The 23,228-nt window shown below is 60.8% G+C and carries 29 protein-coding genes; 21 read left to right on the forward strand and 8 right to left on the reverse strand.

Annotated elements, in window-relative coordinates; genetic code table 11:
- Positions 1-8 precede the first annotated feature (8 nt).
- From QMX89_RS06225 to QMX89_RS06270, 10 genes are all read left to right on the forward strand, one after another.
- Entirely contained in the window at positions 9-878 is an 870-nt protein-coding gene (locus QMX89_RS06225) for a branched-chain amino acid ABC transporter permease (protein ID WP_056843649.1), read from the forward strand.
- Positions 878-1,909 carry an urea ABC transporter gene (locus QMX89_RS06230; protein ID WP_049858946.1) on the forward strand — a complete coding sequence of 344 codons (1,032 nt, stop codon included), beginning with the start codon at positions 878-880 and terminating at the stop codon, positions 1,907-1,909. Before QMX89_RS06225 ends, QMX89_RS06230 begins: the two co-directional genes overlap by 1 nt.
- On the forward strand, positions 1,906-2,631 hold the full coding sequence (locus tag QMX89_RS06235) for an ATP-binding cassette domain-containing protein (RefSeq protein WP_282347484.1): 726 nt from the start codon (positions 1,906-1,908) through the stop codon (positions 2,629-2,631). The genes QMX89_RS06230 and QMX89_RS06235 overlap by 4 nt, the downstream gene beginning before the upstream one ends.
- Positions 2,624-3,328: an ABC transporter ATP-binding protein gene (locus QMX89_RS06240; protein WP_282347485.1), complete on the forward strand. Its 705-nt coding sequence runs from the start codon at positions 2,624-2,626 to the stop codon at positions 3,326-3,328. The genes QMX89_RS06235 and QMX89_RS06240 overlap by 8 nt, the downstream gene beginning before the upstream one ends.
- Positions 3,329-3,340: 12 nt before the next feature.
- Positions 3,341-4,861: an amidase gene (locus QMX89_RS06245; protein WP_282347486.1), complete on the forward strand. Its 1,521-nt coding sequence runs from the start codon at positions 3,341-3,343 to the stop codon at positions 4,859-4,861.
- Complete coding sequence (locus QMX89_RS06250) at positions 4,858-5,982, forward strand: transporter substrate-binding domain-containing protein (protein ID WP_282347488.1); 1,125 nt, start codon at positions 4,858-4,860, stop codon at positions 5,980-5,982. Before QMX89_RS06245 ends, QMX89_RS06250 begins: the two co-directional genes overlap by 4 nt.
- Before the next feature lie 16 nt (positions 5,983-5,998).
- The gene (locus QMX89_RS06255; RefSeq protein ID WP_282347489.1) at positions 5,999-6,640 is read left to right on the forward strand and encodes an ANTAR domain-containing protein; all 642 of its coding nucleotides are present in this window, start codon (positions 5,999-6,001) and stop codon (positions 6,638-6,640) included.
- A 21-nt stretch (positions 6,641-6,661) separates the two neighbouring features.
- Entirely contained in the window at positions 6,662-7,813 is a 1,152-nt protein-coding gene (locus QMX89_RS06260; protein ID WP_282347490.1) for an iron-containing alcohol dehydrogenase, read from the forward strand.
- A gap of 248 nt (positions 7,814-8,061) precedes the next feature.
- Positions 8,062-8,598 (forward strand): hypothetical protein, encoded by a 537-nt coding sequence (locus QMX89_RS06265; protein ID WP_282347491.1) that lies wholly within the window; start codon positions 8,062-8,064, stop codon positions 8,596-8,598.
- A 14-nt stretch (positions 8,599-8,612) separates the two neighbouring features.
- Entirely contained in the window at positions 8,613-9,395 is a 783-nt protein-coding gene (locus QMX89_RS06270; RefSeq protein ID WP_282347492.1) for a class III extradiol ring-cleavage dioxygenase, read from the forward strand.
- Positions 9,396-9,492: 97 nt separating this feature from the next.
- On the opposite strand, the gene QMX89_RS06275 is transcribed toward QMX89_RS06270, so the two are convergent.
- On the reverse strand, positions 9,493-9,762 hold the full coding sequence (locus QMX89_RS06275; protein ID WP_282347493.1) for a ribbon-helix-helix protein, CopG family: 270 nt from the start codon (positions 9,760-9,762) through the stop codon (positions 9,493-9,495).
- A 233-nt stretch (positions 9,763-9,995) separates the two neighbouring features.
- On the opposite strand from QMX89_RS06275, the gene QMX89_RS06280 reads away from it, so the two are divergent.
- From QMX89_RS06280 to QMX89_RS06290, 3 genes are all read left to right on the forward strand, one after another.
- Positions 9,996-10,607, forward strand: a complete 612-nt coding sequence (locus QMX89_RS06280; RefSeq protein ID WP_056843659.1) for a LysE family translocator — start codon at positions 9,996-9,998, stop codon at positions 10,605-10,607.
- 169 nt (positions 10,608-10,776) lie between these two features.
- Entirely contained in the window at positions 10,777-11,031 is a 255-nt protein-coding gene (locus QMX89_RS06285) for an AbrB/MazE/SpoVT family DNA-binding domain-containing protein (RefSeq protein ID WP_192137988.1), read from the forward strand.
- A complete protein-coding gene (locus QMX89_RS06290; protein ID WP_282347494.1) occupies positions 11,028-11,375 on the forward strand; it encodes a type II toxin-antitoxin system ChpB family toxin in 348 nt (115 codons plus the stop codon). The genes QMX89_RS06285 and QMX89_RS06290 overlap by 4 nt, the downstream gene beginning before the upstream one ends.
- A gap of 81 nt (positions 11,376-11,456) precedes the next feature.
- Here the strand turns inward: QMX89_RS06290 and QMX89_RS06295 are convergent, their stop codons facing one another.
- Together QMX89_RS06295 and QMX89_RS06300 are read right to left on the reverse strand one after the other, a co-directional pair.
- Positions 11,457-11,891: a VOC family protein gene (locus tag QMX89_RS06295; RefSeq protein WP_282347556.1), complete on the reverse strand. Its 435-nt coding sequence runs from the start codon at positions 11,889-11,891 to the stop codon at positions 11,457-11,459.
- A 49-nt stretch (positions 11,892-11,940) separates the two neighbouring features.
- Positions 11,941-12,492: an AAA family ATPase gene (locus QMX89_RS06300; protein WP_282347495.1), complete on the reverse strand. Its 552-nt coding sequence runs from the start codon at positions 12,490-12,492 to the stop codon at positions 11,941-11,943.
- 153 nt (positions 12,493-12,645) lie between these two features.
- Between QMX89_RS06300 and QMX89_RS06305 the strand changes: the two genes are divergently transcribed.
- The 3 genes from QMX89_RS06305 to QMX89_RS06315 all read left to right on the forward strand — a co-directional run bounded on the left by QMX89_RS06305 (position 12,646) and on the right by QMX89_RS06315 (position 14,595).
- Positions 12,646-13,212, forward strand: coding sequence for a nucleotidyltransferase family protein (locus QMX89_RS06305; protein ID WP_282347496.1), 567 nt, complete (start codon positions 12,646-12,648; stop codon positions 13,210-13,212).
- A 257-nt stretch (positions 13,213-13,469) separates the two neighbouring features.
- The gene (locus tag QMX89_RS06310) at positions 13,470-13,856 is read left to right on the forward strand and encodes a hypothetical protein (RefSeq protein ID WP_056843676.1); all 387 of its coding nucleotides are present in this window, start codon (positions 13,470-13,472) and stop codon (positions 13,854-13,856) included.
- 151 nt (positions 13,857-14,007) lie between these two features.
- Positions 14,008-14,595: a LysE family translocator gene (locus QMX89_RS06315; protein WP_282347497.1), complete on the forward strand. Its 588-nt coding sequence runs from the start codon at positions 14,008-14,010 to the stop codon at positions 14,593-14,595.
- On the opposite strand, the gene QMX89_RS06320 is transcribed toward QMX89_RS06315, so the two are convergent.
- A complete protein-coding gene (locus tag QMX89_RS06320; protein WP_282347498.1) occupies positions 14,546-15,397 on the reverse strand; it encodes an AraC family transcriptional regulator in 852 nt (283 codons plus the stop codon). The two genes, QMX89_RS06315 and QMX89_RS06320, sit on opposite strands and share 50 nt — an antisense overlap.
- Positions 15,398-15,544: 147 nt before the next feature.
- Between QMX89_RS06320 and QMX89_RS06325 the strand changes: the two genes are divergently transcribed.
- A complete protein-coding gene (locus QMX89_RS06325) occupies positions 15,545-15,769 on the forward strand; it encodes a YgdI/YgdR family lipoprotein (RefSeq protein WP_049858979.1) in 225 nt (74 codons plus the stop codon).
- Here the strand turns inward: QMX89_RS06325 and QMX89_RS06330 are convergent.
- Positions 15,747-16,661: a DMT family transporter gene (locus tag QMX89_RS06330; RefSeq protein ID WP_282347499.1), complete on the reverse strand. Its 915-nt coding sequence runs from the start codon at positions 16,659-16,661 to the stop codon at positions 15,747-15,749. The genes QMX89_RS06325 and QMX89_RS06330 overlap by 23 nt on opposite strands.
- Positions 16,662-16,749: 88 nt before the next feature.
- Between QMX89_RS06330 and QMX89_RS06335 the strand changes: the two genes are divergently transcribed.
- Positions 16,750-18,081 carry a PLP-dependent aminotransferase family protein gene (locus tag QMX89_RS06335; RefSeq protein WP_282347500.1) on the forward strand — a complete coding sequence of 444 codons (1,332 nt, stop codon included), beginning with the start codon at positions 16,750-16,752 and terminating at the stop codon, positions 18,079-18,081.
- Between the two features lie 11 nt (positions 18,082-18,092).
- On the opposite strand, the gene QMX89_RS06340 is transcribed toward QMX89_RS06335, so the two are convergent.
- Complete coding sequence (locus QMX89_RS06340; protein WP_282347501.1) at positions 18,093-19,718, reverse strand: methyl-accepting chemotaxis protein; 1,626 nt, start codon at positions 19,716-19,718, stop codon at positions 18,093-18,095.
- A gap of 194 nt (positions 19,719-19,912) precedes the next feature.
- On the opposite strand from QMX89_RS06340, the gene QMX89_RS06345 reads away from it, so the two are divergent.
- Positions 19,913-20,644, forward strand: coding sequence for a carbon-nitrogen hydrolase family protein (locus QMX89_RS06345; protein ID WP_049858965.1), 732 nt, complete (start codon positions 19,913-19,915; stop codon positions 20,642-20,644).
- A gap of 82 nt (positions 20,645-20,726) precedes the next feature.
- Here QMX89_RS06345 and QMX89_RS06350 read toward each other — a convergent pair whose 3' ends face one another.
- On the reverse strand, positions 20,727-21,053 hold the full coding sequence (locus QMX89_RS06350) for a DUF2845 domain-containing protein (RefSeq protein ID WP_282347502.1): 327 nt from the start codon (positions 21,051-21,053) through the stop codon (positions 20,727-20,729).
- Positions 21,054-21,292: 239 nt separating this feature from the next.
- On the opposite strand from QMX89_RS06350, the gene QMX89_RS06355 reads away from it, so the two are divergent.
- Entirely contained in the window at positions 21,293-21,550 is a 258-nt protein-coding gene (locus QMX89_RS06355; RefSeq protein WP_049858980.1) for a type B 50S ribosomal protein L31, read from the forward strand.
- Positions 21,551-21,801: 251 nt separating this feature from the next.
- Here the strand turns inward: QMX89_RS06355 and QMX89_RS06360 are convergent, their stop codons facing one another.
- Positions 21,802-22,251 carry a hypothetical protein gene (locus QMX89_RS06360; RefSeq protein WP_282347505.1) on the reverse strand — a complete coding sequence of 150 codons (450 nt, stop codon included), beginning with the start codon at positions 22,249-22,251 and terminating at the stop codon, positions 21,802-21,804.
- Between the two features lie 207 nt (positions 22,252-22,458).
- On the opposite strand from QMX89_RS06360, the gene QMX89_RS06365 reads away from it, so the two are divergent.
- The gene (locus QMX89_RS06365; RefSeq protein WP_282347506.1) at positions 22,459-23,187 is read left to right on the forward strand and encodes an AraC family transcriptional regulator; all 729 of its coding nucleotides are present in this window, start codon (positions 22,459-22,461) and stop codon (positions 23,185-23,187) included.
- Positions 23,188-23,228: the final 41 nt, after the last annotated feature.

Consider the following 23,228-nt stretch of genomic DNA (forward strand, 5'->3'; position numbering starts at 1 on the left):
AGACGGACATGGATTGGGCCGCGATTTTTTCCCTGCAGATCGTCGGCGCCATCGCCACGCTGGTGCTGCTCAGCATCGGTCTGGCGGTGGTGTTCGGCATGATGAAGATCATCAACCTGGCGCATGGCGAGTTCATGATGCTCGGCGGTTACGTCGCCGTCCTGGCAACTCACCATCTGCATGTGCCGATCTGGATCTCGATCCTGGTGCTGGCGCCGCTGACGGTGGGCCTGTTCGGCATGCTGGTCGAGCGCTTGCTGATACGCCACCTCTACGGCCGCATGATCGACACCATGCTGGCCACCTGGGGCTTGAGCCTGGCGCTGACCGGCACGGCGACCATGCTGTTCGGCAACACCACCGTGGGCATCAGCTCACCGTTGCCGGGCATCACCCTGGGTACCTATCAAACCAGTGGCTACGGGCTGTTCGTCATCGCCGTGGCCGTGGCAGTGTTGCTGGGGATGTGGGCGCTGCTGCGCTTCACCCAGTTCGGCCTGTGCGCCCGGGCGACCATGCAGAACGCCAAGATGGCCGCCGCCCTGGGTGCCAACCCCGGACGCATCTACAGCCTCACCTTTGGCCTGGGTGCGGCCTTGGCCGGGCTCGGCGGCGCGGTCCTCGCACCGCTCACCGGGGTGATCCCGACGCTGGGCGCCAGCTACATTGCCAAGGCCTTCATCACCGTGATCGGCGGCGGCAGCGCTGTCATCACCGGCACACTGAGTGCGGCCGGTGCGTTCGGCGTCATCAGTCAGGTGGTGACCTTCTTCAGCACCCCGGTGTTCGGTGAGGTGGCCCTGTTGCTGGCCGCCATCGTGTTGATCCGCGTGTTGCCTCAGGGCATCACCGGTCGTTTCTTTCGGAGGGCGTTCTGATGCCTGTCGCATTTCGTGATCTGCTGCCGGTGCTCGGCTGCGCACTGGCCGCCGTGCTGGTCGGCGTTCTGCCGTATTGGCTGGACCTGTTCACCCTGCTCTCGCTGACCATCTATCTGGTCATGGCTTTGCTGGCGCTGAGTCTGGCGTTCATCTGGGGTTTCGGCGGCATCCTGTGTTTCGGGCAAGCCGCGTTCTTCGGCCTGGGGGCCTATGCCTATGCGGTCGGTGTGCTGAACATCGGCGACAGCACCTGGCCGGTATTGCTGGCCATTGCCGTGCCCGCCCTGTTCGCTGCGGCCATGGGCTACTTCATGTTCTACGGCGGCATCAGCGATGTGTACCTGGGCGTGATCACCCTGGCGGTGACGCTGATTCTGTTCAACGTGATGAATTCCACCTCGGGCAGCGAATACCACATCGGCAGTGCTTTGCTTGGCGGTTTCAACGGCATTCCGGCGATCCCGACGCTCAACGTGCCGTTCGATCCCGAGCGCGTGCTGGAGCCCGAAACCTTGTTTCAGGTGATCGGCGGCGCCTTGATCCTCTGCTACCTGGGCCTGCGCGGACTGCTCGCCAGTCGCTTCGGCAAGGTGGTAGTGGCCATCCGTGAAAACGAGCAGCGCGCCGGTTTGCTCGGCTATGACACGCGCCTGCACAAGCTGATCGTCTTCAGCCTGGGCGGCGGCATCGCCGGCCTGGCCGGGTGCCTGTACGCCAACTGGGGCGCATTCGTCAGCCCGGGTGTGTTTGGCCTGGCGCAGTCGGCGCAGATCATTATCTGGGTCATCGTCGGCGGTCGCGGTACCTTGTTCGGGCCGATCCTGGCCTGCATCGGCCTGCAGGCGCTGATGGCGCGCCTGGGCGAACAGCAGACGGTGGACAGCGGCCTGGTATTGGGTGCGATTCTGCTGACCTTCGTCATGCTGCTGCCGCGTGGCTTGCTGCCCAGCCTTGGCACGTTGGCCGGGCGCGTGTTCAAGCGTCGTCCCGCTTCCACCAGCGCCGTGCCACAGGAGGGCGCCGTATGAGCGTGCTTCTGCAAACCCAAGGTCTGGGCGTCAGTTTCGGCGGCGTGCACGCCGTAAAAGCGGTGGATTTCACCCTGCACCGCGGTGAACTTCGCTGCCTCGTCGGTCCCAACGGTGCCGGTAAAAGTACGTTCTTCAAACTGCTCAGCGGGCAGCTGAAGCCGACCCACGGCAGCTGCCACTTCCAGGCCGAGCGTATCAGCGGCCTGCCGCCGCACCGTATCGCGCGCCTGGGCATCGGCATCAAGACGCAGACACCCAGTGTGTTCGACGGCCTCGATGTACTGGAAAACCTGCGCCTGGCCGCCAGTCGCAACCAGAGCGCCGCGCAGGCCCGGCAAACCGCCGAGCAGACGCTGCAACGCATCGACCTGAGCGAACACCGCCACCGTCTGGTAGGCGACTTGGCCCACGGTCAACGGCAATGGGTCGAGCTGGGCATGATCCTCGCCTCGAAGCCGACCCTGGTGCTGCTGGACGAGCCCGCTGCCGGCATGACCTATCAGGAAGTGCGCAAGACCGCCGCCCTGATCAAGGAGATCAACGCGCACAGCACGGTGGTGGTGGTCGAGCACGACATGGAGTTCATTCGCCTCATCGCCGGCACGGTCACCGTGTTCAACCAGGGCGCGGTGCTGGCCCAAGGCAGCTTTGCCGAGGTGACTCGGAATCCGTTGGTGCGCGAAGCCTATCTGGGCAAACAGGAGATCAAACATGCTTGAAGTCAATGGATTGTGTTCCGGCTACGAGCGCGTGCCGGTGCTGCGCGACATCGCTCTGCGCGGCGCCACCGACAGCTGCATCGGCGTGCTCGGGCGTAACGGCATGGGCAAGACCACCCTGCTGCGCGCGCTTATCGGCGAGCTGCCAGCGCTGTCGGGCAGCGTGCGGTTCGCAGGCCAGGACCTGAGTCGTGCCGACGCCAGCCAGCGGGCACGGGCCGGCATCGGCTACGTGCCCCAGGGCCGGCAGATTTTCCCGTTCCTGACCGTCGGCGAGAATCTGCGCATGGGCTGCGTGAAGCACTTCGCCCAGGCCCCGGCCACCATCGAGCGGATCCTGGCGTATTTTCCGCGTCTGCAACGGCTGCTCGACCAACCCGGTGGCGCCTTGTCGGGCGGCGAACAACAACTGCTGGCCCTGGCGCGCTGCCTGTGCGGCAACCCGAAGCTGATCCTGCTCGACGAACCCACCGAAGGCATCCAGCCCTCCATCTGCGACGAGATCATCGAAACCCTGCAACGCCTGCGTCGCGAACAAGGCCTGGGCATCATTCTGGTGGAACAGGACATCGACTTCCTGACGGCGCTGGCCGATCGCATCCTGATCATCGAGAACGGCCAGTTGGTCGATGAAGTCGACCCCGCCAGCACCACCGCCGAAGCGCTTGCCGAGCGCTTCATGGGCTTTCATTCCTGAGGATTCATCGTCATGTCCATTCAACGTCCCACCCAGGCTGAGCTTGCCGACACCGGCCGCGAGTTGGGTCTGCACCTGCAAGCACCGTTACTCGAGCAATACGCCGACATCCTCGAAGCCGTCTGGCAGGACTATGACCGCCTCGACCAGTTGCAGCCTGCCAGCGTCCCGCAACGCTACCCCAGAAGCGCCGGGCACCTGCCGACGCCTGCGCAGAATCCCTACAACGCCTGGTACGTGCGCACCGATCTGCATGGGGCGGCGGGCGGCAAGCTGAGCGGCAAGCGCGTCGCCCTCAAGGACAACATCTGCCTGGCCGGGGTACCCATGATGAATGGCGCCTCGACCCTGCAAGGGTACGTGCCGGACGTCGACGCCACCGTGGCCACGCGTGTGCTCGACGCTGGCGGCAGCATTCTGGGCAAGGCCCACTGCGAGTTTTTCTGCGTGTCGGGCAGCAGCCATACCAACGCCACGGGCGCAGTGCACAATCCGCGCAACCCCGGACATTCCACCGGAGGATCGTCCTCGGGCTGCGCCGCGCTGATCGTCGCGGGCGAAGTGGACCTTGGCATCGGCACCGATCAAGGCGGTTCGGTGCGCATTCCGGCGGCCTATTCCGGCATCTACGGGATGAAGCCGACCCACGGGCTGGTGCCCTACACCGGCATCATGCCGATCGAAATGACCCTGGACCACGCCGGCGTGATGAGCGCCACGGTGGCCGACAATGCCCTGCTGCTCGAAGTGCTCGCCGGTGCCGACGGCCTGGACCCACGCCAGGACCGGCAGATGCCGGTGCAGGCTTATACCCAGACGCTCGGCGCAGGTGTTTCAGGGCTGCGCATTGGCGTGGTCAGCGAGGGTTTCGGCCACGCCAATTCCGAAGCCGACGTCGACGCCGCGGTGCGCCGGGCGGCCGGCTTGTTCGCCGAATGGGGTGCGCAGGTGGAAGAGGTTTCCATCCCCCTGCACGCGCTGGGTCATGCCATCTGGACGCCGATTGCCGTGGAAGGCACCACGCAGCTGCTGCGCGGCTACAATTACGGTTCCAACTGGAAAGGCTTGTACGTGGAGAGCCTGATGCGCGCGCAACAAGACTGGCAGCAGCAGGCCGACGCGTTCCCCCATGACCTGAAGACCTGCCTGCTGGCAGGCCACTATGCCCACCAGCGATTCGGCGGCCAGTACTACGCCCGGGCACAGAACGCCGCGCGCCAGCTGCGCGCCGCCTACGACGAGCAGTTCACCCGCTATGACCTGCTGCTCATGCCGACCGTGCCACTCAAGGCACCGAAACTGCCGGCCGCCGATGCCACACCTGCGACCTGGGTCACGCGCGCCCTGGAAATGAACGCCAACACCGCCCCGTTCGATGTCACCGGCCACCCGGCCATGTCCATCCCCTGCGGGCTGGCGGCAGGGTTGCCGGTGGGCCTGATGCTCATCGCCCGTGACTACCATGAGGCGACCCTCTACCAGGCCGCGCACCACTTCGAACAGCACATCGACTGGGAAAGCCTGAGCTCATGAACGGCGACGATTACAAGGTAGGCTTGCTGTTCTCCCGCGCCAGCCTCACGGCGGCGTCGGAAACCGCGCAGGCCAACGCCACCCACCTGGCCATCGCCGAGATCAACGACAGCGGCGGCATCGGTGGCCGTCGCCTGACGGCCATCGACGGCGACCCCGGCGCCGATCCGAACGATTACCGCGACAGCGCGCTGCACCTGTGCGACCACCATCAGGTGCAGGTGCTGTTCGGCACGCACATGTCGAGCACGCGCAAGGTCGTGCTGCCGGTGGTCGAAAGCCGTCGGCGCTTGCTGTTCTATCCAACGTTGTACGAAGGTTTCGAATACTCGCCGTACTGCTTCTACACCGGCTCGGCCCCCAACCAGAACTCGCTGCAACTGGCCCGCTACGTCCTGCAGACCTATGGCGGGCGCGTGCTGTTCGTAGGCGGTTCGTATGTCTACCCCTACGAATCGAACCGCATCATGCGCGAACTGTTCGAGCAGGCGGGCGGCGAGATCGTCGACGAGATCTACCTGCCGTTCCACGCCACGGGAGAGGATTTCGACCGGGTCATGCAGCGGGTGCGCGAGACCGCACCCGACGGCATCTATTCGACCATCGTCGGCAGCGACATTCCCTCGTTGCATCGGGCCTACCGCCAGGCGGGTTTCGATCCTGCACGCCTGCCCATCGTCAGCCTGGCCACCAACGAGGTCGACGTGCAGGCCATGACCGACGAAGAAGCCGAAGGCCACATTTCGGCCGCACCTTGGTTCTCGACGTTGCAGACGCCCGCCAGCCAGGCGTTCGTCAGCCGCTATCGCGCGCGCTTCGGCGAAGGGGCCGCCATCACTGCCGGCGCCGAGGCGGCCTATTTCCAAGTGCACCTGTTCGCCCAGGCCGCGCGCCGCGCCGCCGACGATTCGGTGCAGGCCCTGCGCGAGACCCTTGCCGGCGCTCGTTTCGATGCGCCTCAAGGCACGGTGCAGATCGATCCGCAGACCCAGCACACCTGGCTGTGGCCGCGCATTGCCCGGCTCGACGACCGACGCCAGTTCCAGCTGGTCTTGGAGAGCGCCGAAGCGGTGCCGCCGAGCCCCTACATGGTCGACTACCAGATGGACGCACAGCCATGAGCTGCCGGAGGCCGAGATGACCAGTGCGCCGTCCCTGCTGCGCGAACTCAAGGGCCTGCGCGTGCTGGTGATTCACCCCCAGGACGGTGAGGCGCGCATCGTCCTCGACCAGTTGCAGCGCATCGGCTGCATCGTCGAACAGCGCTGGCCGGTGCCCACGACGTTGCCCGAAGCGGTCGACGTGGTACTGCTGGCCGTGGAACTCAGCCAGCGCAGCAACACGCAGACGCTGGTGGAAAGCCTGAGCGAACAGGCGCCGCCGATCATCGCCGTGGTCGGCTACGAGAACCCGTCGATGCTGCAACTGGTGCTGGAAACGCAACCGGCGGCGGTCATCGAACGGCCCTTGCGGCCGTTCGGTCTGCTGACCCAGTTGCTGATGGCGCGCGCCGCCTGGCGGGCGCGCATCGACATGCTCGCCGAGCTGCGCAAGCTGCAAAGCCGGCAACCGGCGGTGTCGAAGATCTCCATGGCCAAGGCGCTGTTGATGGCCCGCCATCGCCTCGGCGAAAACGATGCCCACCGGCGCCTGCAACGCGAAGCCATGACGCGCCGGACCAGCATGGAAGCCATCGCCCAGCAGATCATCGATGCCGATCCACCGGCCGAACCTGAACAGCCGCCCCGGCCAGGTGCGCAAAACAGCTCCCCCCCATGACAAGAATACGAGGTTAACCCCATGCAAGGATTCACCTTCAGCAGCACTGCCCACCTCATCTGCGCCACCGGCAGCGCCGCCGGCCTGGCCGAACAATGCGCCAGCCGCGGCGCCCGGCGTGTATTGCTGGTCACCGACGCCGGTATCCTCAAGCACGGCCTGCTCGACAGCGTGCTGCCGGGCTTCGCCAGCGCCGGTATCGAATACGCGGTGTACAGCGATGTGCTCGCCGACCCGGCGGAAGCGTTGGTGCTGGCCGCCACCGAGCAGGCACGGCGCATGAACGCCGACCTGATCGTCGGCTTCGGCGGCGGCAGCTCCATGGACACCGCCAAGCTGGTCGCCTACCTGGCGCACCCCGCACAGCGACAGGGCCTGAGCGACATCTACGGCGTGAACCAGGCCACCGGCCCGCGCTTGCCGTTGATTCAGGTGCCCACTACTGCAGGCACCGGATCGGAAGTCACGCCCATCTCCATCGTCACCACCGCCACCGGCAAATCCGGCGTGGTGGCGAATCAGCTGTTGCCGGACCTGGCAATTCTCGACGCCCGATTGACCATCGGCCTGCCCGGCCCGGTGACGGCGGCCACCGGCATCGACGCCATGGTGCATGCCATCGAGGCCTACACCAGCAAACACCGCAAGAATCCCCTCTCCGACCTGCTGGCACGTGAAGCCTTGCGCCTGTTGGCGGCCAACCTCGAACGCGCCGTCAACACGCCGCACGATCTGGAAGCCCGCCAGGCCATGTTGCTGGGCGCCTGCCTGGCCGGGCAGGCGTTCGCCAACGCGCCGGTCGCCGCCGTGCACGCACTGGCGTATCCGCTGGGCGTCAGCTTCCACCTGCCCCATGGCCTGTCCAATGCGCTGGTTCTGCAACAAGTGCTGCGTTTCAACCTCTCTGCCGCCCAAAGCCTGTACGCCGAACTTGCCCCCGTGGTGCTGGGCGAACGCCTGCAATCGGGCGACGCGGCCCAGCAATTCATCGACGAATTGCTCAGGCTGCATGAAGCCACCGGCCTGCCGCTGCGCCTCAGCGAAGCCGGCGTGACCCGCGAAAGCCTGCCGGAACTGGCCCGCAGCGCGATGCTCCAGCAACGGCTGCTGGTCAACAATCCGCGCGAGGTCAGCGAAGCCGATGCACTGGCGATCTACACCGCGGCGTTCTAGATCCTTGGCAAGCAGCGCGCCGTGGCAGGGCGCGCTGTCCATCGCATCAAATACATCGATGTTAACTATCGTTAAACAACGCTTCACATTCCCCTTGCCAGACGCTTAGATGCGCGACTTATAGACATCGTCCCGCTTTGGAGCTTCACGTGTACGCCCGCCCCGATTTGAAATACCCGCTCCTGTTCGCCCTGGCCAAATGTTCGGTTGCCGTTTTGTGTTTTGCCATGGTGTGGCTGGACATTGCCGTGTTTCATACAGAAATTCTGGAAATGTCATTCACCGAGATCACCCAGGAACTGATGCTCGCGCTGTGCGCCCTGCTCTTTTGGACCGCCCCGGGAACCGGCCGCAAAAGCGGCTTCGAATTTCTCGCTGCAGGCTTCTTCGCCTGCCTGCTGACCCGCGAGCTGGACGGCCTGTTCGACCCCATCAGCCACAGCGCCTGGCTGTGGCCCTTTCTGGCCATCGCTGCGGTGGCCATCGGCAACGCGATAAGCGCCAAGCACAGACAGCAAACTGTCCAGGCGTTGGGCGCGTTCATGCGTACCCCGACGTTCGCCGCGTTGGCGACGGGCTTTGCGGTACTGATCTTTTCCAGGATCTTCGGCATGGGCTCGTTCTGGCATCAGGTCATGGGCGACAGCTACCAGCGCCTGGCCAAAACCACCGCCGAGGAAGGCGTGGAACTGCTCGCCTATGGCATCTGGCTCTGCGCCAGCTTCGAGTACTGGGTCAAATGCCGGCTTGGTGAAAGCTGGAGTTCTCAAACCGCAACCTCTTGATGTGGAGCCCGCCGATGACCATTCCATCGCCCGTACTGTTCGTCTCCCATGGCTCTCCCATGTTCGCGGTCCAACCTGGCCCTGCAGGCAAACACCTGGCCGAGCTGGGGCGTGAACTGACGCGGCCTCAGGCCATCGTCATCGTGTCCCCGCATTGGATGACCCGCGGCGATATCGGCGTGACCGCAAGCGCAGCTCCCGCCACTATTCATGACTTCGGCGGCTTCCCCGACGCGCTGTACAAGATTCAATACCCGGCGTCCGGCGCACCGGTTCTGGCAGCGCAGATCGTCGACATGCTCAAGACCGCCGGCTGGAACGCCCGCCTGGATGCCGATCGGGGTCTGGACCATGGCGCCTGGGTACCCCTGCTCTACCTGGCGCCAGCCGCGGACATCCCGGTGATCCAGGTTTCCATGCCGGCGTCGCTCGACACCCGCGAGGCGTGGAAGCTGGGCCAAGCGCTCAAGCCACTGCGCGACATGAACGTGTTGATCGTGGCCTCGGGCAGCCTGACGCACAACCTCTACGAGTTCCGCGGCGCCACGCCCCACGGCGCTCAATACGTCAAGGATTTCGCCGCCTGGACGGCCAAGACCCTGACCTCGGGCAATCTGGAGTCGCTGCTCGACTACCGGCAATACGCACCTTCGGCCGAGCGCGCGCACCCCACGGACGAGCACTTCTTGCCCCTGTTCATCGCCGTCGGTGCGGCGGGTGAGCAGTATGAAACGCGGGTGATCGAAGGTGGCGTGGAGTATGGGGTGTTGGCGATGGACAGTTATTTGTTTACGTAGGGAGGCGAGCACGATGTGCGGGACGGGCCAACAGGATGATTGGCCCTGCCACTGTGCAAGTTGCCGTTGGCGCGCTTAGTAGTGTTCACAAACACGGTCAAGATTGCTTGCCGCCTTTCTGGTTAATGCGATTTTCGGCATGCGTGACCCACTTAGCCTTTACCGCATCCAAATCGACCAACTTGCCTACCTCTGCATCCGCAATACCTTCGGTTAGCGCGCGAAAATACCGTAGCTCGGAGTCCACATAGCGAGCCAGTGCGCGTTTCAAGTGGTATTCGCGATTTTGATCGGTGGTTTCGGCGAGGTGATCAAGCTGATTGACCAACTCGGCTTCCACACTGAAAGAAAGAACGGACGAGGTCATGGCAGCACTCCTCAGAGCTTGTTGATACGTGAAACGTGCGCACAAAACCTAAACACTAACCTCCATACCCTTGCCCAGCAAAGCTTCTGGCGACTAATCAGAAGAACAGTCGCCCTTGCGAAAGATCGGCCTGCCGACAGTGTGTACCGGTCAATCCAATAACGTCTGTACGGTATCGATAGCCGAATCCTCAGGTACTTTCACCCGTACAACATCCCAGAGACCATACGGACATGCTCATCGACCTGCTGCCTGCCTTCGCCCTCTTCGCTCTGGTGTCCTCCATCACCCCAGGCCCGAACAACACCATGCTGCTGGCCTCGGGGGTGAACTTCGGTTTCCTGCGCACCATTCCCCACGCCCTAGGCATCAGCCTGGGGTTCATGCTGCTGGTGCTGGCGGTCGGACTGGGCCTGGGTGAAATCTTCACCGCCGTGCCCTGGACCTACACTGCCCTGCGCTGGATAGGCGCGGCCTACCTGCTTTACCTGGCATGGTGCATCGCCACCTCAGGCAGCGTGAGCGAAGCAGGAGACCAAGACAGCACGCCAATGACGTTCCTCGGCGCCGCCGCCTTCCAATGGGTCAACCCCAAGGCCTGGGTAATGGCGGTTGGCGCCATCACCACCTATGTGCCGGCGCAGGGCTACGTCTATAACGTGATGGTCATCGCTGCGGTGTTCGCACTGGTCAACCTGCCCAGCGTGTGCGTCTGGGCCGGCTTCGGCAGCGTCCTGCGCAACGTGCTGCGAGTACCGCGCTGGTTGCGACTGTTCAACTGGAGCATGGCGGCTTTGCTGGTGCTGTCGTTGTACCCGTTGCTGCAGAGCCCGGCGCCGGTGTGAGGTGCATATTCGACTGATAGAGACAGCGGATTGGGTGCTAGTGGAAAGAGCGAGCGTCGTCCGCCAAGCCAGCGCTTTTGAGCCAGCATTGTAGATACTATGTTTATACAAAGCGCTTGCGGCTGACTTTCCTAGTATCTACAATGTGGACACTTTTTGGGAGGTTGTTATGGAAGTCAAGGTGCAGCAGTGGGGCAATAGCGCGGCGATTCGTCTGCCAGCAACGGTGCTTAAGATGATGAATCTGGTCAGTGGCGATGTGCTGAAACTCGACGTGTCCGCCGAGGTTATGACCCTCAAGCCTGCGAAGGCCAAGCCGCATTACTCGCTGGCCGAGCTGATGGCGCAGTGCGACTTGAGCGCGCCGGAACCTGCCGACATGGCAGCGTGGAATGCCATGTCAGCCGTTGGGCGTGAAGCGTGAGGCGGGCCAAATTCAACCGTGGCGATATTGTGCGCTTGAACCTGAATCCCACCGCTGGCCGTGAGCAGCAAGGCGATTTTCGTCCGGCGCTGATCATTTCGCCTGCGGCCTTCAACGTGTCGGGCTTGGTCCTTGTCGCGCCCATTACCCAAGGCGGGGATTTTGCCCGCCATGCCGGTTTTGCCGTACCACTGAGCGGTTCCGGCACCGAGACGCAAGGCGTGGTGTTGTGCAATCAACTGCGCACCGTGGACCTAGAGGCTCGTGGGGGCAAGCGCGTTGAGGCGGTTCCCGAGGTGGTAATGGACGATGTACTGGCACGCATTCAAGTGTTGATTGAGTAAGGAACCTCATACGTCTTCAGCATGAAGGCGCCTATTGGCGCCGATTCAAGTCAGGCAATGCATCCCCAGGCTCGACAATGCCTACTCAACCGAAGCACTACACCGCTCCCCCAAATGCTCAACCAGTCTGATCAGATAGCCATCAGGATCTTGCACGATGAACTCTCGCTGCCCAACCTCGCCCTGGTCCACCCGATACCAAGTGTCCGCACATTCGCGGTAAAGCGTGTATCCCGCTTGGCGAAGCTTGTGAATAATCGGCGCGACAGCGACGACATCGATCTGCAGGTTGACCCCCCTTCCAAAAGGCTTGCTCAACGGCGCAGTGAGCCATTGGCCGGCGTCCGGATCTATCTGCTCGAGCATCACTTGAGCGCCGTTCAGATCGAGGTAGGCAAATCCATCTTCTGGACGTTGATAAGCCACTTCGAAACCAAGGCAAGACACCCAGAATGCCAAGCTGGTATCCAGGTCAGTGACCATCAACTCAGGGACCAACTTGTTACGTTCTAGCATGATGAATTCCTTTTCAGCAGAGCTTGAGCTTGGGTAGCTCATCAGGGTATCAGGCCTCGTTCTGCGGACGCGGCGCCAGACTGGAAGCCTTCGAGACAGCCTCCAAAAACAGTCTGGTCTCTCGGTTTGATCTCAGATGAACAACCTGGCAACCCTCGGGCGCTTTCGCGATAAGTTCTTTCATTTTGGCCCGTGCCGAACGACGCGTTGACCACATGAACCTGAAAAACTCCGGGAGATTGCCCAGCAGTTCCGGGCAGTCCTCAGGCAGATCAACACGGCTGTTGCCGCGGTGGTGCCAAGTACGACGCAGTACTCGCCAGAACCGGAGTGCTGACGAACGATCGATCCAGATCAGCAGGTCCGCTCGGGAGACGCGATTGTCCCACGTCACCGAGTGCCCTCCTTCGAATATCCATCGATCACGGGCTTCGACTTCGCTACATAGACGTGTCTTCTCATCATAGCTGCGCTCCACCCATCCAGGCTGCCAATGGATGGTATCGATGTGAACAACAGGCAGCCCGGTGCGGCGGCCCAACGCTTGAGCCAACGTGCTTTTCCCTGAACCCGGTTGGCCAATAATCATCACGCGTTGCATGTGAGCTTCCTACTCTCCATATATACGTTGTGCGAAGGTACCGTTCTTGCAGTCAGTCATGTCATCCGCAACCGCATTGCGGTCGCCATCGATGCTCGGTCGTAGGCCGGTCGACGAACCCTTTGCAAAAGCAGCGCCAGCCAGGAACGCTCCATGACACTGACCGCCACACGCTTCATCGAAATCGCTCTGTCCAACGAGATCACTGCGCAGATTGTCGAACGCTTGCCCTCGCTGAAACTGGCTCAATGCATGGTCACCGCCGGGTGCCTTTTCCAAGCTGTCTGGAATCACGTTTCCGAACGCCCGGTCGCTTGGGGCGTGAACGATTACGATGTTTTCTACTTCGATGAAGACGTGTCATGGGAGGCTGAAAACCGTGCCATTGTCGCTGCACAAACGCTGTTTCAGGACCTGAACGTCACGGTGGAACTGAGAAACCAGGCACGTGTGCACCTCTGGTTCGCAGACCGGTTTGGCGCAGATTATCCGCCTCTTCGCTCAGCGAAAGAGGGTATCGACCGCTTTCTGATCAGCTCGACTTGCGTCGGCCTTGATACCGCCACCGGAGAACTCTATGCATCCCATGGTCTGGCTGAGCTTGAGCAAGGCATTCTGCGCAAGAACCCGAACTTTCCTCAGCCGGACCAGTTCCGCATGAAGGCGCTGAGTTATCAGGCGAGATGGGACTGGTTGCGGGTGGCGCCCCAACCTTTTTAACCCGCCGTGGGCATGCTAAAGGTCTGCCTGAGAACATTGATCAAAAAGCCGCCAAAGCGTGCCAAGACAAGCTTAACCGTTTGGAGTGAGGTAGCCAGGCCAATACGCTTGTCAGCATCCGCACCATCACTGACTTGACGCCGACCACCGTAATTGGTCTGAAAGCGGTTTGTGAGCATCGGTAAAATGCTTGAGTCCATGGGAAAATAAGCTGCACTATCGGCAGCGACAGCCACCGGCCCACACTGGATACACTCATGAAATACAGCATCCTGGCTTCGCTACTGGTTTTGAGCCTGAACGCCTCGGCCGCTCAGCAGAGTCTTGATCTACCAAGCTGCAACATCAAAGCCCAACGCGAACTGGTGGGCGAAACAGGCGGAAAGATCACCGACCCCCGACAAGCCCACATCTCGGTACGCGCCAACATTCTGAGCGCGGACATCGGCACTACACGTAAAGCCCGCAAGATTACCCAAGCTGAAGCCGACCAGATGATCGAACGCGTTGCGGCCATCCGTCGTCAAACCGACGAGTTTGTACAGCAGCAGGGTTTCTTGAGTGCTGCGGAAAACGCCAGTTACGACCGGGAATTCGACAGCATCGCCCTGCAGCTTTGCAAATCGGAAAATCCGATCAAATGAAGTGGGTCTCCCTCTCAGGATGAGATACGTCCAACTCACAACCCAGCAAATCAACCACTCGCACCCCACCCCCCAAGGGCGATTTCCTTCAATACGGGCCCAGCAATGATCTTTACCGTCAGTGCTCCGTTACCTGTATTGAAGGTGCCTGATGAGTATCGTCGTTTCCATGGCCGTTTTCGCGCTGGCCTCCTCCATTAGCCCCGGCCCGGTCAACCTTGTCTCCCTGAGCTGTGGCGCACGCCACGGAGTGCGGGCCGCCCTGCCCCATGTCACGGGAGCGACCCTGGGGTTCATCCTGCTGCTGTTGCTCATGGGCCTGGGACTGCACGAAGTGCTGAACCGATGGCCATGGTTGACGCAGGTCATTCGCGTCGCTGGTGTGATCTTTCTGCTTTATCTGGCCTACAGGCTGGCAACCAGTGATGGTCGAGTGGACTCCGTGCAGGCGCAAGCGCGCCCCTCTGCCTTCACGGGCGCGCTGATGCAATGGCTCAATCCGAAGGCCTGGCTCGCGTGCCTTGCGGGCATGGGCGCGTTTGTCGCCGATGGCGATGTGCAGATGGTGTGGGTCTTCGCGCTGATCTATCTGGTGGTCTGCTGGCTATCACTGGCCAGCTGGGCCTGGGCCGGTGCTTCGTTGCGGGAGTATTTGAACAGCAGCACCAGAATGCGCGGCTTCAATCTGATCACGGCCGCGCTGCTCGGGGGTTGCGCCGTGTATCTGCTGCTTGAGTAGGCACGCAGCGATATTGTCCGGGCGTGGTCGCCAAGGCGCGCTTGAACAACCGCTGCAAGTGCGCCTGATCCGCGAAGCCCACGCGCACGGCGACTTGGGCAATGCCCTCCCCCTGGCGCAAATGGTCGCGGGCAAGTTGGAGGCGACAGTCGATCAGGTAACCATGAGGCGTGAGCCCATGGCAGGCCTTGAAGGCACGGATCAAGTAAGAAGGCGACAGCTGTACGGCTGACGCGATGTCCTCCAGACGCAACTCACTGGCGCAATGTTCGCGGATGAATGCCGCTGCCTGGGCCATTTTGTGCGGCTCACACCGGGCGTCCTTACTCGCAGGTTGCAGCCTTGCTATCAGTTGCTGGAAAAACCTCAGCGTCGCACTCTGCATGATATCCGGCGCGCAGTCGTCGGCGGTGAGCGTGTGGTACAGATCGTCCAAATCTTCGAATAGGCTGACGTCGGCGCTATAGGTCTGCGCAAAAGGCACGAAGCCTTTTTGTGTACCAGAACGTTGTTGCTGTTGCAGCGCCGCAAGCCACTGGGCATCCACGTAGAACATGCGGTATGCCCAGGGCTGTTCATGAACGGGGTTGCAGGCATGCACTGCACCGGGGTTCATGAGTACTACACTTCCGGCGCCGATCAAACGGCTACTGTCGCCATTGAGGTAAGTACTTTGCCCCTGCGTAACCGCGCCAATGGAGAACGTCGAATGTGAATGGCGCGCGTGGCTGAAACGGCGACCGTCTTCGACGTTGCGGATTTCCAGATGCGGAACCGCAGGATGCCGCCAGTAGTGAGACATGGGTCCTCCAGTCACGCGACGTGAATGTATCCGATTGCTATGAGCGAACCATCGACGAGCTGGTCGTTCTGGAACTCGGACAAGGCGTCAGCATCGAACTCTGTGTTTACGCAGATAACTTCGCACATCCAGAACAAGGTCGACTTCATGAAACTGAAAACTTTTTACTATGGCGCTGCGTTTCTCTGCGCCGCCACGTTGGCCGGTTGCTCCACCAACACCGTCGTCACGTTGCAGGATGGCACACAGTACATCACCAAGGATGTACCTGACACCAAAACGAAAGATGGCTTCTATGAGTTCGAAGATGTTTCGGGCAAGCAGGTAAGAATCAAGGCGGATGAAGTCGCTACCGTGAAGGAAGAGGATTGATCCGGCCGTAACGCCTGGCGCCGGCGACACACAGGATCACCGCAACGGTGACGCCGAACATGCCGAGGCTGACTTGTTCGTGCAGGAGTGCGGCGGCCAGCGCCAGGCCAAAGAACGGTTGCAGCAATTGAAGCTGCCCGACTGCTGCGATGCCGCCCTGCACCAGGCCGCGATACCAGAACACGAAGCCGATCAGCATGCTGAACAGCGACACGTACGCCAGGCTCAACCAGGCCGGTGTGCCGATGCGTGAAAACGACACGGGCGCCAACCACGCCGTCAAAGGCATCACGACCGGCAGCGACAACACCAGCGCCCAGCAGATCACCTGCCAACCACCCAATGCTTTGGAAATCTTTGCCCCTTCGGCGTAGCCGAGGCCGCAGGCCAGAATAGCCAGGAGCATGAGAATGTCGCCGGTCGGCGAGACGGTCAGTCCCTGGCTGACGGCGAACCCGACGACCAGCAGACTGCCCAGCACCGAGAAAAACCAGAACACCGCCCGAGGACGTTCGCCACCGCGCAGGACACCGAACGCGGCGGTGGCCAGCGGCAGCAGGCCGACGAACACGATGGAATGGGCCGACGTCACGTATTGCAACGCCAAGGCTGTCAGCAGCGGAAAACCGATCACCACGCCCATCGCCACGATGATCAACGACAGTATCTGCCGACGGGCCGGTCGCCGTTCCTTGAACAGCAAGAGCAGGCACAGCGCGAGCACGCCGGCAATGGCTGCCCGCGCCACGGTCAGAAAGACCGGGTCGAATTCCAGCACCGCAATACGCGTAGCGGGAAGTGAACCGCTGAAGATCACGACACCGATGAGGCCATTGATCACACCGCTCGCGGGTTTCTCTGTTGCCGGGTTCAGGTTAGAGGTGCGTTTCATTGTGTGTCCACTCTGCGCTGTGTTGCGTACAGGCATCCTATGGCCGACTATCACGACAATCAAAAAATTGTCATGGATACATTTCGACATGGCTAGCTCCCGGTACAAGTCGTTGGTGGACACCTTTGCAGCCGATATCCGCGCCGGGCGTTTGCCGCCGGGTACGCGTTTGCCGACCCACCGCCAACTTGCGGCCACCCATGGCTTGGCCCTGGTCACTGCCAGCCGGGTCTACGCGGAATTGGAGGTCATGGGACTGGTCAGCGGGGAAACCGGGCGCGGGACGTTCGTGCGCGAGACGTCATTGCCGCCCGGACAAGGCATCGATCAGCCGGACGTTGCGGCGGGTGTGATCGACCTCAACTTCAACTATCCGGCCATGCCGGGGCAAGCCGACCTGTTGCGCAGTGCCCTGCGCCAACTGGCGCTGTCCGGCGACCTGGAAGCTCATTTGCGTTATCAGCCACATGCGGGCCGCTTGCATGAACGGGCTTCCATCGCCCGTCATCTGCTCCAGCGTGGCGTCACGGTCGATGCCGAGCAGATTCTGATTGTCAGTGGCGCCCAACACGGTCTGGCGGTGAGCCTGATGGCGTTGCTGCAACCGGGGGACGTGATTGCAGCCGATGCACTGACCTATCCGGGGTTCAAGCTGCTGGCCAAAACATTGCACCTTGAAGTAGTGCCCATTCCTGTCACGGCCAAAGGACCGGATCTGGATGCCCTCGCCTCGCTCTGCCGCCGTCGTCCGGTGCGCGCCGTGTACACCATGCCCACGTTGCATAACCCATTGGGTTGGGTGTTGCCTGCCGATCAGCGCGAGCGCCTGGTGGCGATCGCCCGTGCGCATGATCTGATAATCATCGAAGATGCGGCCTACGCGTTTCTGGCGCAGGATCCTCCGCCGCCGATCATCGAGTTGGCGCCTGAAAGAACCCTTTATGTGTCGGGGTTTTCCAAGAACATCGCCACTGGATTGCGCGTCGGCTACGTCGCAGCGCCGATGGACCGATTGGACGCCTTGAAGCGCACGGTCAAGGCCACGACTTGGAACACACCCGGCGTCATGACGGCCATCACCTGCGCCTGGCTCGACGATGGCACGGTCGCCGCACTGGAAACGCAAAAACGCGCAGATGCCCGAGCCCGGCAGGCGTTGGCCGACTCGCTGCTGTCAGGGTTGCCCGTGATACGTCATCCCGCTTCGTACTTTCTGTGGCTGCCGCTGGCGGAGGACGCAAGAGCGGACCAAGTCACCCTGGAATTGATGCGCGAGCACGTGTCGGTTTCGACGGCCGAGCCGTTCTGCACCTCGGCTCATGTCCCTCATGCCATACGGCTGGCGCTCGGTTCGGTGAGCATGGAGACCCTGCGTGAAGCGCTGACCACCGTAAAGCGGGTGGTCGGAGCCTATATCTGATCTCGGTTCACTCAGGTACGAAAACGAGACACGAGGTCGTTCAACTCGACCGCCAGACGCGACAGCTCGTGACTCGCCGCATTGGTCTGCAGAGCGCCGGCCGCAGACTGCGCGGACAGGTCACGAATGGCGACCAGATTGCTGTCCACTTCACGGGCGACCTGAGCCTGCTCTTCCGCGGCACTGGCGATGACCAGATTGCGTTCGTTGATCTGGCCGATGGCAGCAAAGATGTCTTCCAGTACCGCGCCGGAGGCTTGAGTGATTTCCAGAGTCCCTTGCGCGCGCAGGGTGCTATCGCGCATCGAGTCGACAGCTTGCTCGGCGGTGGTCTGCACGCTGCCGATCATCTGCTCGATCTCGCGGGTGGACTCCTGAGTGCGATAGGCGAGCGTTCGCACCTCATCGGCGACCACGGCAAAACCGCGCCCCGCCTCACCGGCACGGGCGGCCTCGATGGCGGCATTGAGGGCCAGCAGGTTGGTCTGCTCCGACACCGCACGGATCACGTCCAGTACCTTGCCGATGTTGCGCACTTCGCCGGCCAGGTGCTGGATACGCTCTGCGCTGTCCTGGATTTCAGTTGTCATCAACTGAGTACCGGCGATGTTTTCGCGAACCTGTTGACGGCTTTTCTCCGACAGCGTGTTTGACGCTGTTGCCGCTTGCGAAGTGGACACGGCATTGCGCGCGACTTCTTCGACGGCGCTGGTCATCTGGTTGACTGCAGTGGCGGCTTGTTCAAGTTGCATGTCCTGTTGCTGCAGGCCACGGTTGCTTTCTTCGGTCACCGCGTTGAGCTCTTCGGCCGCCGAGGCCAGTTGGGTCGCGGAACCGGAAATCAGGATCAAGGTGTTGCGCTGGCTGGCTTGCATGCGCTGAAGCTCGACGAACAAGTCACCGATCTCGTTGCGGCCCGGCGACACGACCTCCTGGGTCAGGTCACCGTTAGCGATGCGTTTGAAATGCTCACCGGCTTCACGAAGCGGGCGCAGTACACGGCCGGAGATGAACATCCAGCAAATCACCGCCAGCGCCAAAGTGATACACGCCAGTGCCACGGATAGCCGCTTGGCGGTTGCCAGGCGGTCACTGGCGTCCTGGTTGATCTCAGCGGCACGGGCATCCAGGGCGCCGACCAGATTCACCCGGATTTCCTGAAGTTTGGTCATGCCCTTGCCAGCGCTGATGTTGACCACGAAATACTGGTCCGCCGAGCGTGCACGAGTGGCGGCGCGCTGGCCGACGATGGCGGTGCCGTACTCGGCGAACGCGGCCTTCAAGTCGTCGGCGAGCGCCTGAAGTTTCGGGTCGCGAATATCGGCCGTCGAGGCATTGAGTTTGGCAATGGCATCGTTCCAGATGCCTTCACTGCGCACCAGCCGGGCTTCTGCATCCTCGAATCGACCACCCACGGTTTCGATGAAGGCCGATGACACATTGGCACTGGTACGGATGGCCAACAGCAGCGAATTGTTGATACCGTCAATCTGTTGTGAAGTATGTCTGAGCTCGTCGACCTGGTCGTAACTGCGCACCGCCGATGACCAACTGTTGACGATCGAGAACATCAGCGCGATGACAAATAACACCAACACGCCGATCATGCCTGTGCGGACTTTCAAGTGGGCGAACATGGAAAAGCTCCGGACTGCGAATAGATTGTTGTAATACGCTATCCACGCCAGGCGTTGAAACTTGAGCGGCTTGCAGAGAAGCTGGGCGATCAGCGCACAGTTTGGTGCAAGCTAGCCCTGTATTTTTTGAGTTCGCTCTTGGCACAGGTTCATTCGCCTCAGTGCCGTCACTACATTTTGAAGAGAAAGAGCAAATGAAGCTGATCGCCGCGCAAATTCGCCCCGTACCGGGCGACTGTGAAGCAAACATCGCCAAACATATGGCTGCCATCCGGCAGGCCGCAAATCTGGGCGCAAATCTCGTGCTCTTTCCCGAGCTTTCGCTCACTGGTTACGAGCCAAGGCTGGCTGATGCCTTGGCGATAGATGCGAGCGACAGCCGTCTTGATGAGTTCCAGCAACTGAGCGATCGATATGGGATGCTCATCGCCGTGGGTGCGCCCACCCAGGGACGTGAGGGTATCGAAATCAGCATGATCAGTTTCCAGCCTGGACAGCCGCGTACCTGCTACTCAAAACAGATTCTGCATGCCGACGAATTACCGTTCTTCACCCCAGGTAGCCGAAAGCATGTGCTGAACCACGCAGGCGTTGTCCTGGCCCCTGCCATTTGCTACGAATCACTGCAACCAAGCCACGCCGAAGAAGCTGCACAGTCGGGTGCTCAGGTGTATCTGGCAAGCGTGGCGAAGTCTGAGCGCGGTACGACCTTGGCGAAAGCTCATTATCCGATGATCGCTGAAAAGCATTCCATGACCGTGGTGATGGCGAACTGCGTAGGGGCCGCCGACGACTATGTTGCGGCAGGTTGCTCGTCCATTTGGAACAATCAGGGTCAAATCCTGTGCAGTGCAGATGCCGTTCAAGAAGCATTGGTCGCTTATGACACGCAGACTGGGGAGACAGGAGTTTTCAACTTGCTGTGAAACCGGTCCGTACGCGTTGCGACCTGAGAATCACTGACTGTTTTTCCTGAGTGCCGTACTCACGCGTAGATAGCAAGACGGCTCACCATCTAAGGATGTTTCCAGCAGGCGCCTCCCGACGAAGATCTACCCTGACCAACTCGTCATTGATGAATAGCATGTACTGGTAGGCACCACCGTTCGGGCCGTAGACAACCACATCGGTTTTCTGCGAGCCCTTGCGTGGCACACCGTTGTTGCGTATCACCGGACCGTCGCTGGCTTGGGCAACGGGACTACCGCACGACTGTAAAACGTCGGCAAGCTTGTCTCCGGGATTGACCAGCTTTGTTCCGCAACGGCTGGCTGCGTTTGCATCGGTCATTAGCGCGCACGCGAACAGCAACGCCATCGATGACTTGATAAACATCGTGTATCTCCTGTCGATTACATGGCCTCGTGCGCCTGGAACCTACCTTCAGGCACATCGAGAAATGTGAGTGGGCAGAGGTTGGGGTGGAACAACCAAACCAGTCATTCCCACAATCAGGCATCTTTGGTGCGAGCGCTGTGCGCGATAGCAGCTCTCGGCAAGCATCGAAGAGCGATAGACCATTTCAGATGATTATGTTACGGTATAACATCCAGAGACGAAGTGAGATCCCGACCATGAAACCTGGCATTCACCCGGACTATCGGACAGTCCTGTTCCACGACACAGCCGCCGACGTTTATTTCCTGATCGGCTCGACCGTGGAAACGACTCGAACCGAGACGCATACGGATGGCAAAGCGTACCCGTATGTCGCCCTTGACGTTTCGAGCGCTTCACATCCCGTCTACACCGGGCAAGTCCGAAAAACACAGGCGGAAGGACGGATTGCCGGCTTCAACAAGCGCTTTGCCGGTTTCACTTCCACCAAGTGAACCCAAGCGATGGCGTGGTGAAGTCAGTGCGTGCTACTGACTTCACGCTTGGCAACGTAATCGCGGTCGCAAAAACCCGCGCCGGTCATGCGCTTGGAACCTATTGCCGGTCGGCTTTGCGTTCTGAAATCGAGCATATTGCTGTGCTGCGCGTTGCAGTGGAGCGCGACATGTTTGCAATGCGATCCTCTGGCGGAGCGCCTCACCGTTGGTGATCAGTATCGTTCCAGATCAGGTATTGCACGCGGCAGTCAAATGCGCTTGATCGCATACAAAAACGCAAAAACGGCCAGAATTTTGGAGGTCGCCAAAAGCCCTTTGAAAGCCAATGAATACCACTCTGTTCCTTCAATGCAGTCCATGCACTGCAGCGACGCAGGAGAACTTCCTGACTTGGTGAACGCCAGTTCGCGGCAATAGCCGTAAAACATGAATGACCAAAGCAGCATGACCATGCCCAATGCCTTGACCTTGTCCCTGGAGGAGTAGTTGACTTCCGGCTCAAGAAAGTAAACCACCCCAGCCAAGACAAAAATGAACATGCCGACATAAGCCATTTTTTTCCGGCACGTTGGCGATGCCCGAAAATTGTTGAACACATCGAAGGGATGAAATGTATGGTCCCTCTGTAATCTGTCCTCGACGGAAACCAGATACCCCGAGCAAAAAGCCAACATCCCGATAATAAGAACAAGGATCATATGAAGCCCCGCGTTAGCAAAACTGAGCAGAGCGCCGAGTTACCATTTCCGGATCAGGCTGTAGCTCTCACGAACTGAATGCTAACATCGGCATCCACCATCGGCATATGATGCGGTCGTGTTGTCAACGGCTCCTTTTCGCGCAATCTATCGCTCGGCTGGGTGTTAGAATCCTGCGTCCCTGGACTCCGCCCGAGTGATGCACTCATGCTCCTGAATCTTGAAATCCGCAGCTATGAGCGTGAAAACCCTCACCACTCCCACGACTATGCTCAATTGGTCCTGCCGGTTCGTGGCCAGATGGAAATCGATGTAGACGGTCGCGGTGGCAACATCGACCAGTCATTGGCGGCTGTGGTGAGACCGGGTTCGGTGCACTCCCAGCTCAGCCACGCAGACAGCCGTTTCCTAGTGCTGGACTGTGCGCCGACCCTCCTGGAGACGCTCCAGATGGAGCGTCTGGCTCGAAAGACCTACGTGCCTATTTCCCCTGCGGCAAGGCGGCTGATCGAGTTCGCCGAGCTCATCGGCAATAAGCAACTCGCCTTGGACGCGCCGCAGTTGAGCTCGCTGCTTCTCTCATCTCTCAGCCCTGACATCTACAGTTCCCCATCCGCCATCGAGCAACTGGTCGCCCGTTTGCGGGCTAACCCAGGGGCAAGCTGGAGCAACGAAGTCATGGCCCAGGTTGCGAACATGAGCATGAGTCAACTGCACCAGCGATTCCGGCAGATGTTTGGAATGAGTCCTCAGGCCTGGTTGACGGAGTTACGCATAAAGGAAGCTCAACGATGGCTGCGTGGCACTTCCTTGCCGATCGCCGAGATTGCCTTGCGTACAGGTTTTTCCGATCAGGCGTCGCTGACTCGAACCATGCAACGTGTGAGCGCGATCACTCCGGCGGTGTATCGCAAGGCGCAAAAACATGCTGGGTAAAAAATTCGGCAGCTACTGACAATACTCTCTTGGCTCGACGC

This window comes from Pseudomonas sp. PS01301 (assembly GCF_029960215.1).
GTDB lineage: Bacteria > Pseudomonadota > Gammaproteobacteria > Pseudomonadales > Pseudomonadaceae > Aquipseudomonas > Aquipseudomonas coleopterorum.

Bases quoted from the DNA above. Each gene is read 5' to 3' on its own strand.
- QMX89_RS06225 (WP_056843649.1), top strand. From the start codon at position 9: ATGGATTGGGCCGCGATTTTTTCCCTGCAGATCGTCGGCGCCATCGCC.
- QMX89_RS06230 (WP_049858946.1), top strand. From the start codon at position 878: ATGCCTGTCGCATTTCGTGATCTGCTGCCGGTGCTCGGCTGCGCACTG.
- QMX89_RS06235 (WP_282347484.1), top strand. From the start codon at position 1,906: ATGAGCGTGCTTCTGCAAACCCAAGGTCTGGGCGTCAGTTTCGGCGGC.
- QMX89_RS06240 (WP_282347485.1), top strand. From the start codon at position 2,624: ATGCTTGAAGTCAATGGATTGTGTTCCGGCTACGAGCGCGTGCCGGTG.
- QMX89_RS06245 (WP_282347486.1), top strand. From the start codon at position 3,341: ATGTCCATTCAACGTCCCACCCAGGCTGAGCTTGCCGACACCGGCCGC.
- QMX89_RS06250 (WP_282347488.1), top strand. From the start codon at position 4,858: ATGAACGGCGACGATTACAAGGTAGGCTTGCTGTTCTCCCGCGCCAGC.
- QMX89_RS06255 (WP_282347489.1), top strand. From the start codon at position 5,999: ATGACCAGTGCGCCGTCCCTGCTGCGCGAACTCAAGGGCCTGCGCGTG.
- QMX89_RS06260 (WP_282347490.1), top strand. From the start codon at position 6,662: ATGCAAGGATTCACCTTCAGCAGCACTGCCCACCTCATCTGCGCCACC.
- QMX89_RS06270 (WP_282347492.1), top strand. From the start codon at position 8,613: ATGACCATTCCATCGCCCGTACTGTTCGTCTCCCATGGCTCTCCCATG.
- QMX89_RS06275 (WP_282347493.1), bottom strand. From the start codon at position 9,762: ATGACCTCGTCCGTTCTTTCTTTCAGTGTGGAAGCCGAGTTGGTCAAT.
- QMX89_RS06280 (WP_056843659.1), top strand. From the start codon at position 9,996: ATGCTCATCGACCTGCTGCCTGCCTTCGCCCTCTTCGCTCTGGTGTCC.
- QMX89_RS06285 (WP_192137988.1), top strand. From the start codon at position 10,777: ATGGAAGTCAAGGTGCAGCAGTGGGGCAATAGCGCGGCGATTCGTCTG.
- QMX89_RS06295 (WP_282347556.1), bottom strand. From the start codon at position 11,891: ATGCTAGAACGTAACAAGTTGGTCCCTGAGTTGATGGTCACTGACCTG.
- QMX89_RS06300 (WP_282347495.1), bottom strand. From the start codon at position 12,492: ATGCAACGCGTGATGATTATTGGCCAACCGGGTTCAGGGAAAAGCACG.
- QMX89_RS06305 (WP_282347496.1), top strand. From the start codon at position 12,646: ATGACACTGACCGCCACACGCTTCATCGAAATCGCTCTGTCCAACGAG.
- QMX89_RS06310 (WP_056843676.1), top strand. From the start codon at position 13,470: ATGAAATACAGCATCCTGGCTTCGCTACTGGTTTTGAGCCTGAACGCC.
- QMX89_RS06315 (WP_282347497.1), top strand. From the start codon at position 14,008: ATGAGTATCGTCGTTTCCATGGCCGTTTTCGCGCTGGCCTCCTCCATT.
- QMX89_RS06320 (WP_282347498.1), bottom strand. From the start codon at position 15,397: ATGTCTCACTACTGGCGGCATCCTGCGGTTCCGCATCTGGAAATCCGC.
- QMX89_RS06325 (WP_049858979.1), top strand. From the start codon at position 15,545: ATGAAACTGAAAACTTTTTACTATGGCGCTGCGTTTCTCTGCGCCGCC.
- QMX89_RS06330 (WP_282347499.1), bottom strand. From the start codon at position 16,661: ATGAAACGCACCTCTAACCTGAACCCGGCAACAGAGAAACCCGCGAGC.
- QMX89_RS06335 (WP_282347500.1), top strand. From the start codon at position 16,750: ATGGCTAGCTCCCGGTACAAGTCGTTGGTGGACACCTTTGCAGCCGAT.
- QMX89_RS06340 (WP_282347501.1), bottom strand. From the start codon at position 19,718: ATGTTCGCCCACTTGAAAGTCCGCACAGGCATGATCGGCGTGTTGGTG.
- QMX89_RS06345 (WP_049858965.1), top strand. From the start codon at position 19,913: ATGAAGCTGATCGCCGCGCAAATTCGCCCCGTACCGGGCGACTGTGAA.
- QMX89_RS06350 (WP_282347502.1), bottom strand. From the start codon at position 21,053: ATGTTTATCAAGTCATCGATGGCGTTGCTGTTCGCGTGCGCGCTAATG.
- QMX89_RS06355 (WP_049858980.1), top strand. From the start codon at position 21,293: ATGAAACCTGGCATTCACCCGGACTATCGGACAGTCCTGTTCCACGAC.
- QMX89_RS06360 (WP_282347505.1), bottom strand. From the start codon at position 22,251: ATGATCCTTGTTCTTATTATCGGGATGTTGGCTTTTTGCTCGGGGTAT.
- QMX89_RS06365 (WP_282347506.1), top strand. From the start codon at position 22,459: ATGCTCCTGAATCTTGAAATCCGCAGCTATGAGCGTGAAAACCCTCAC.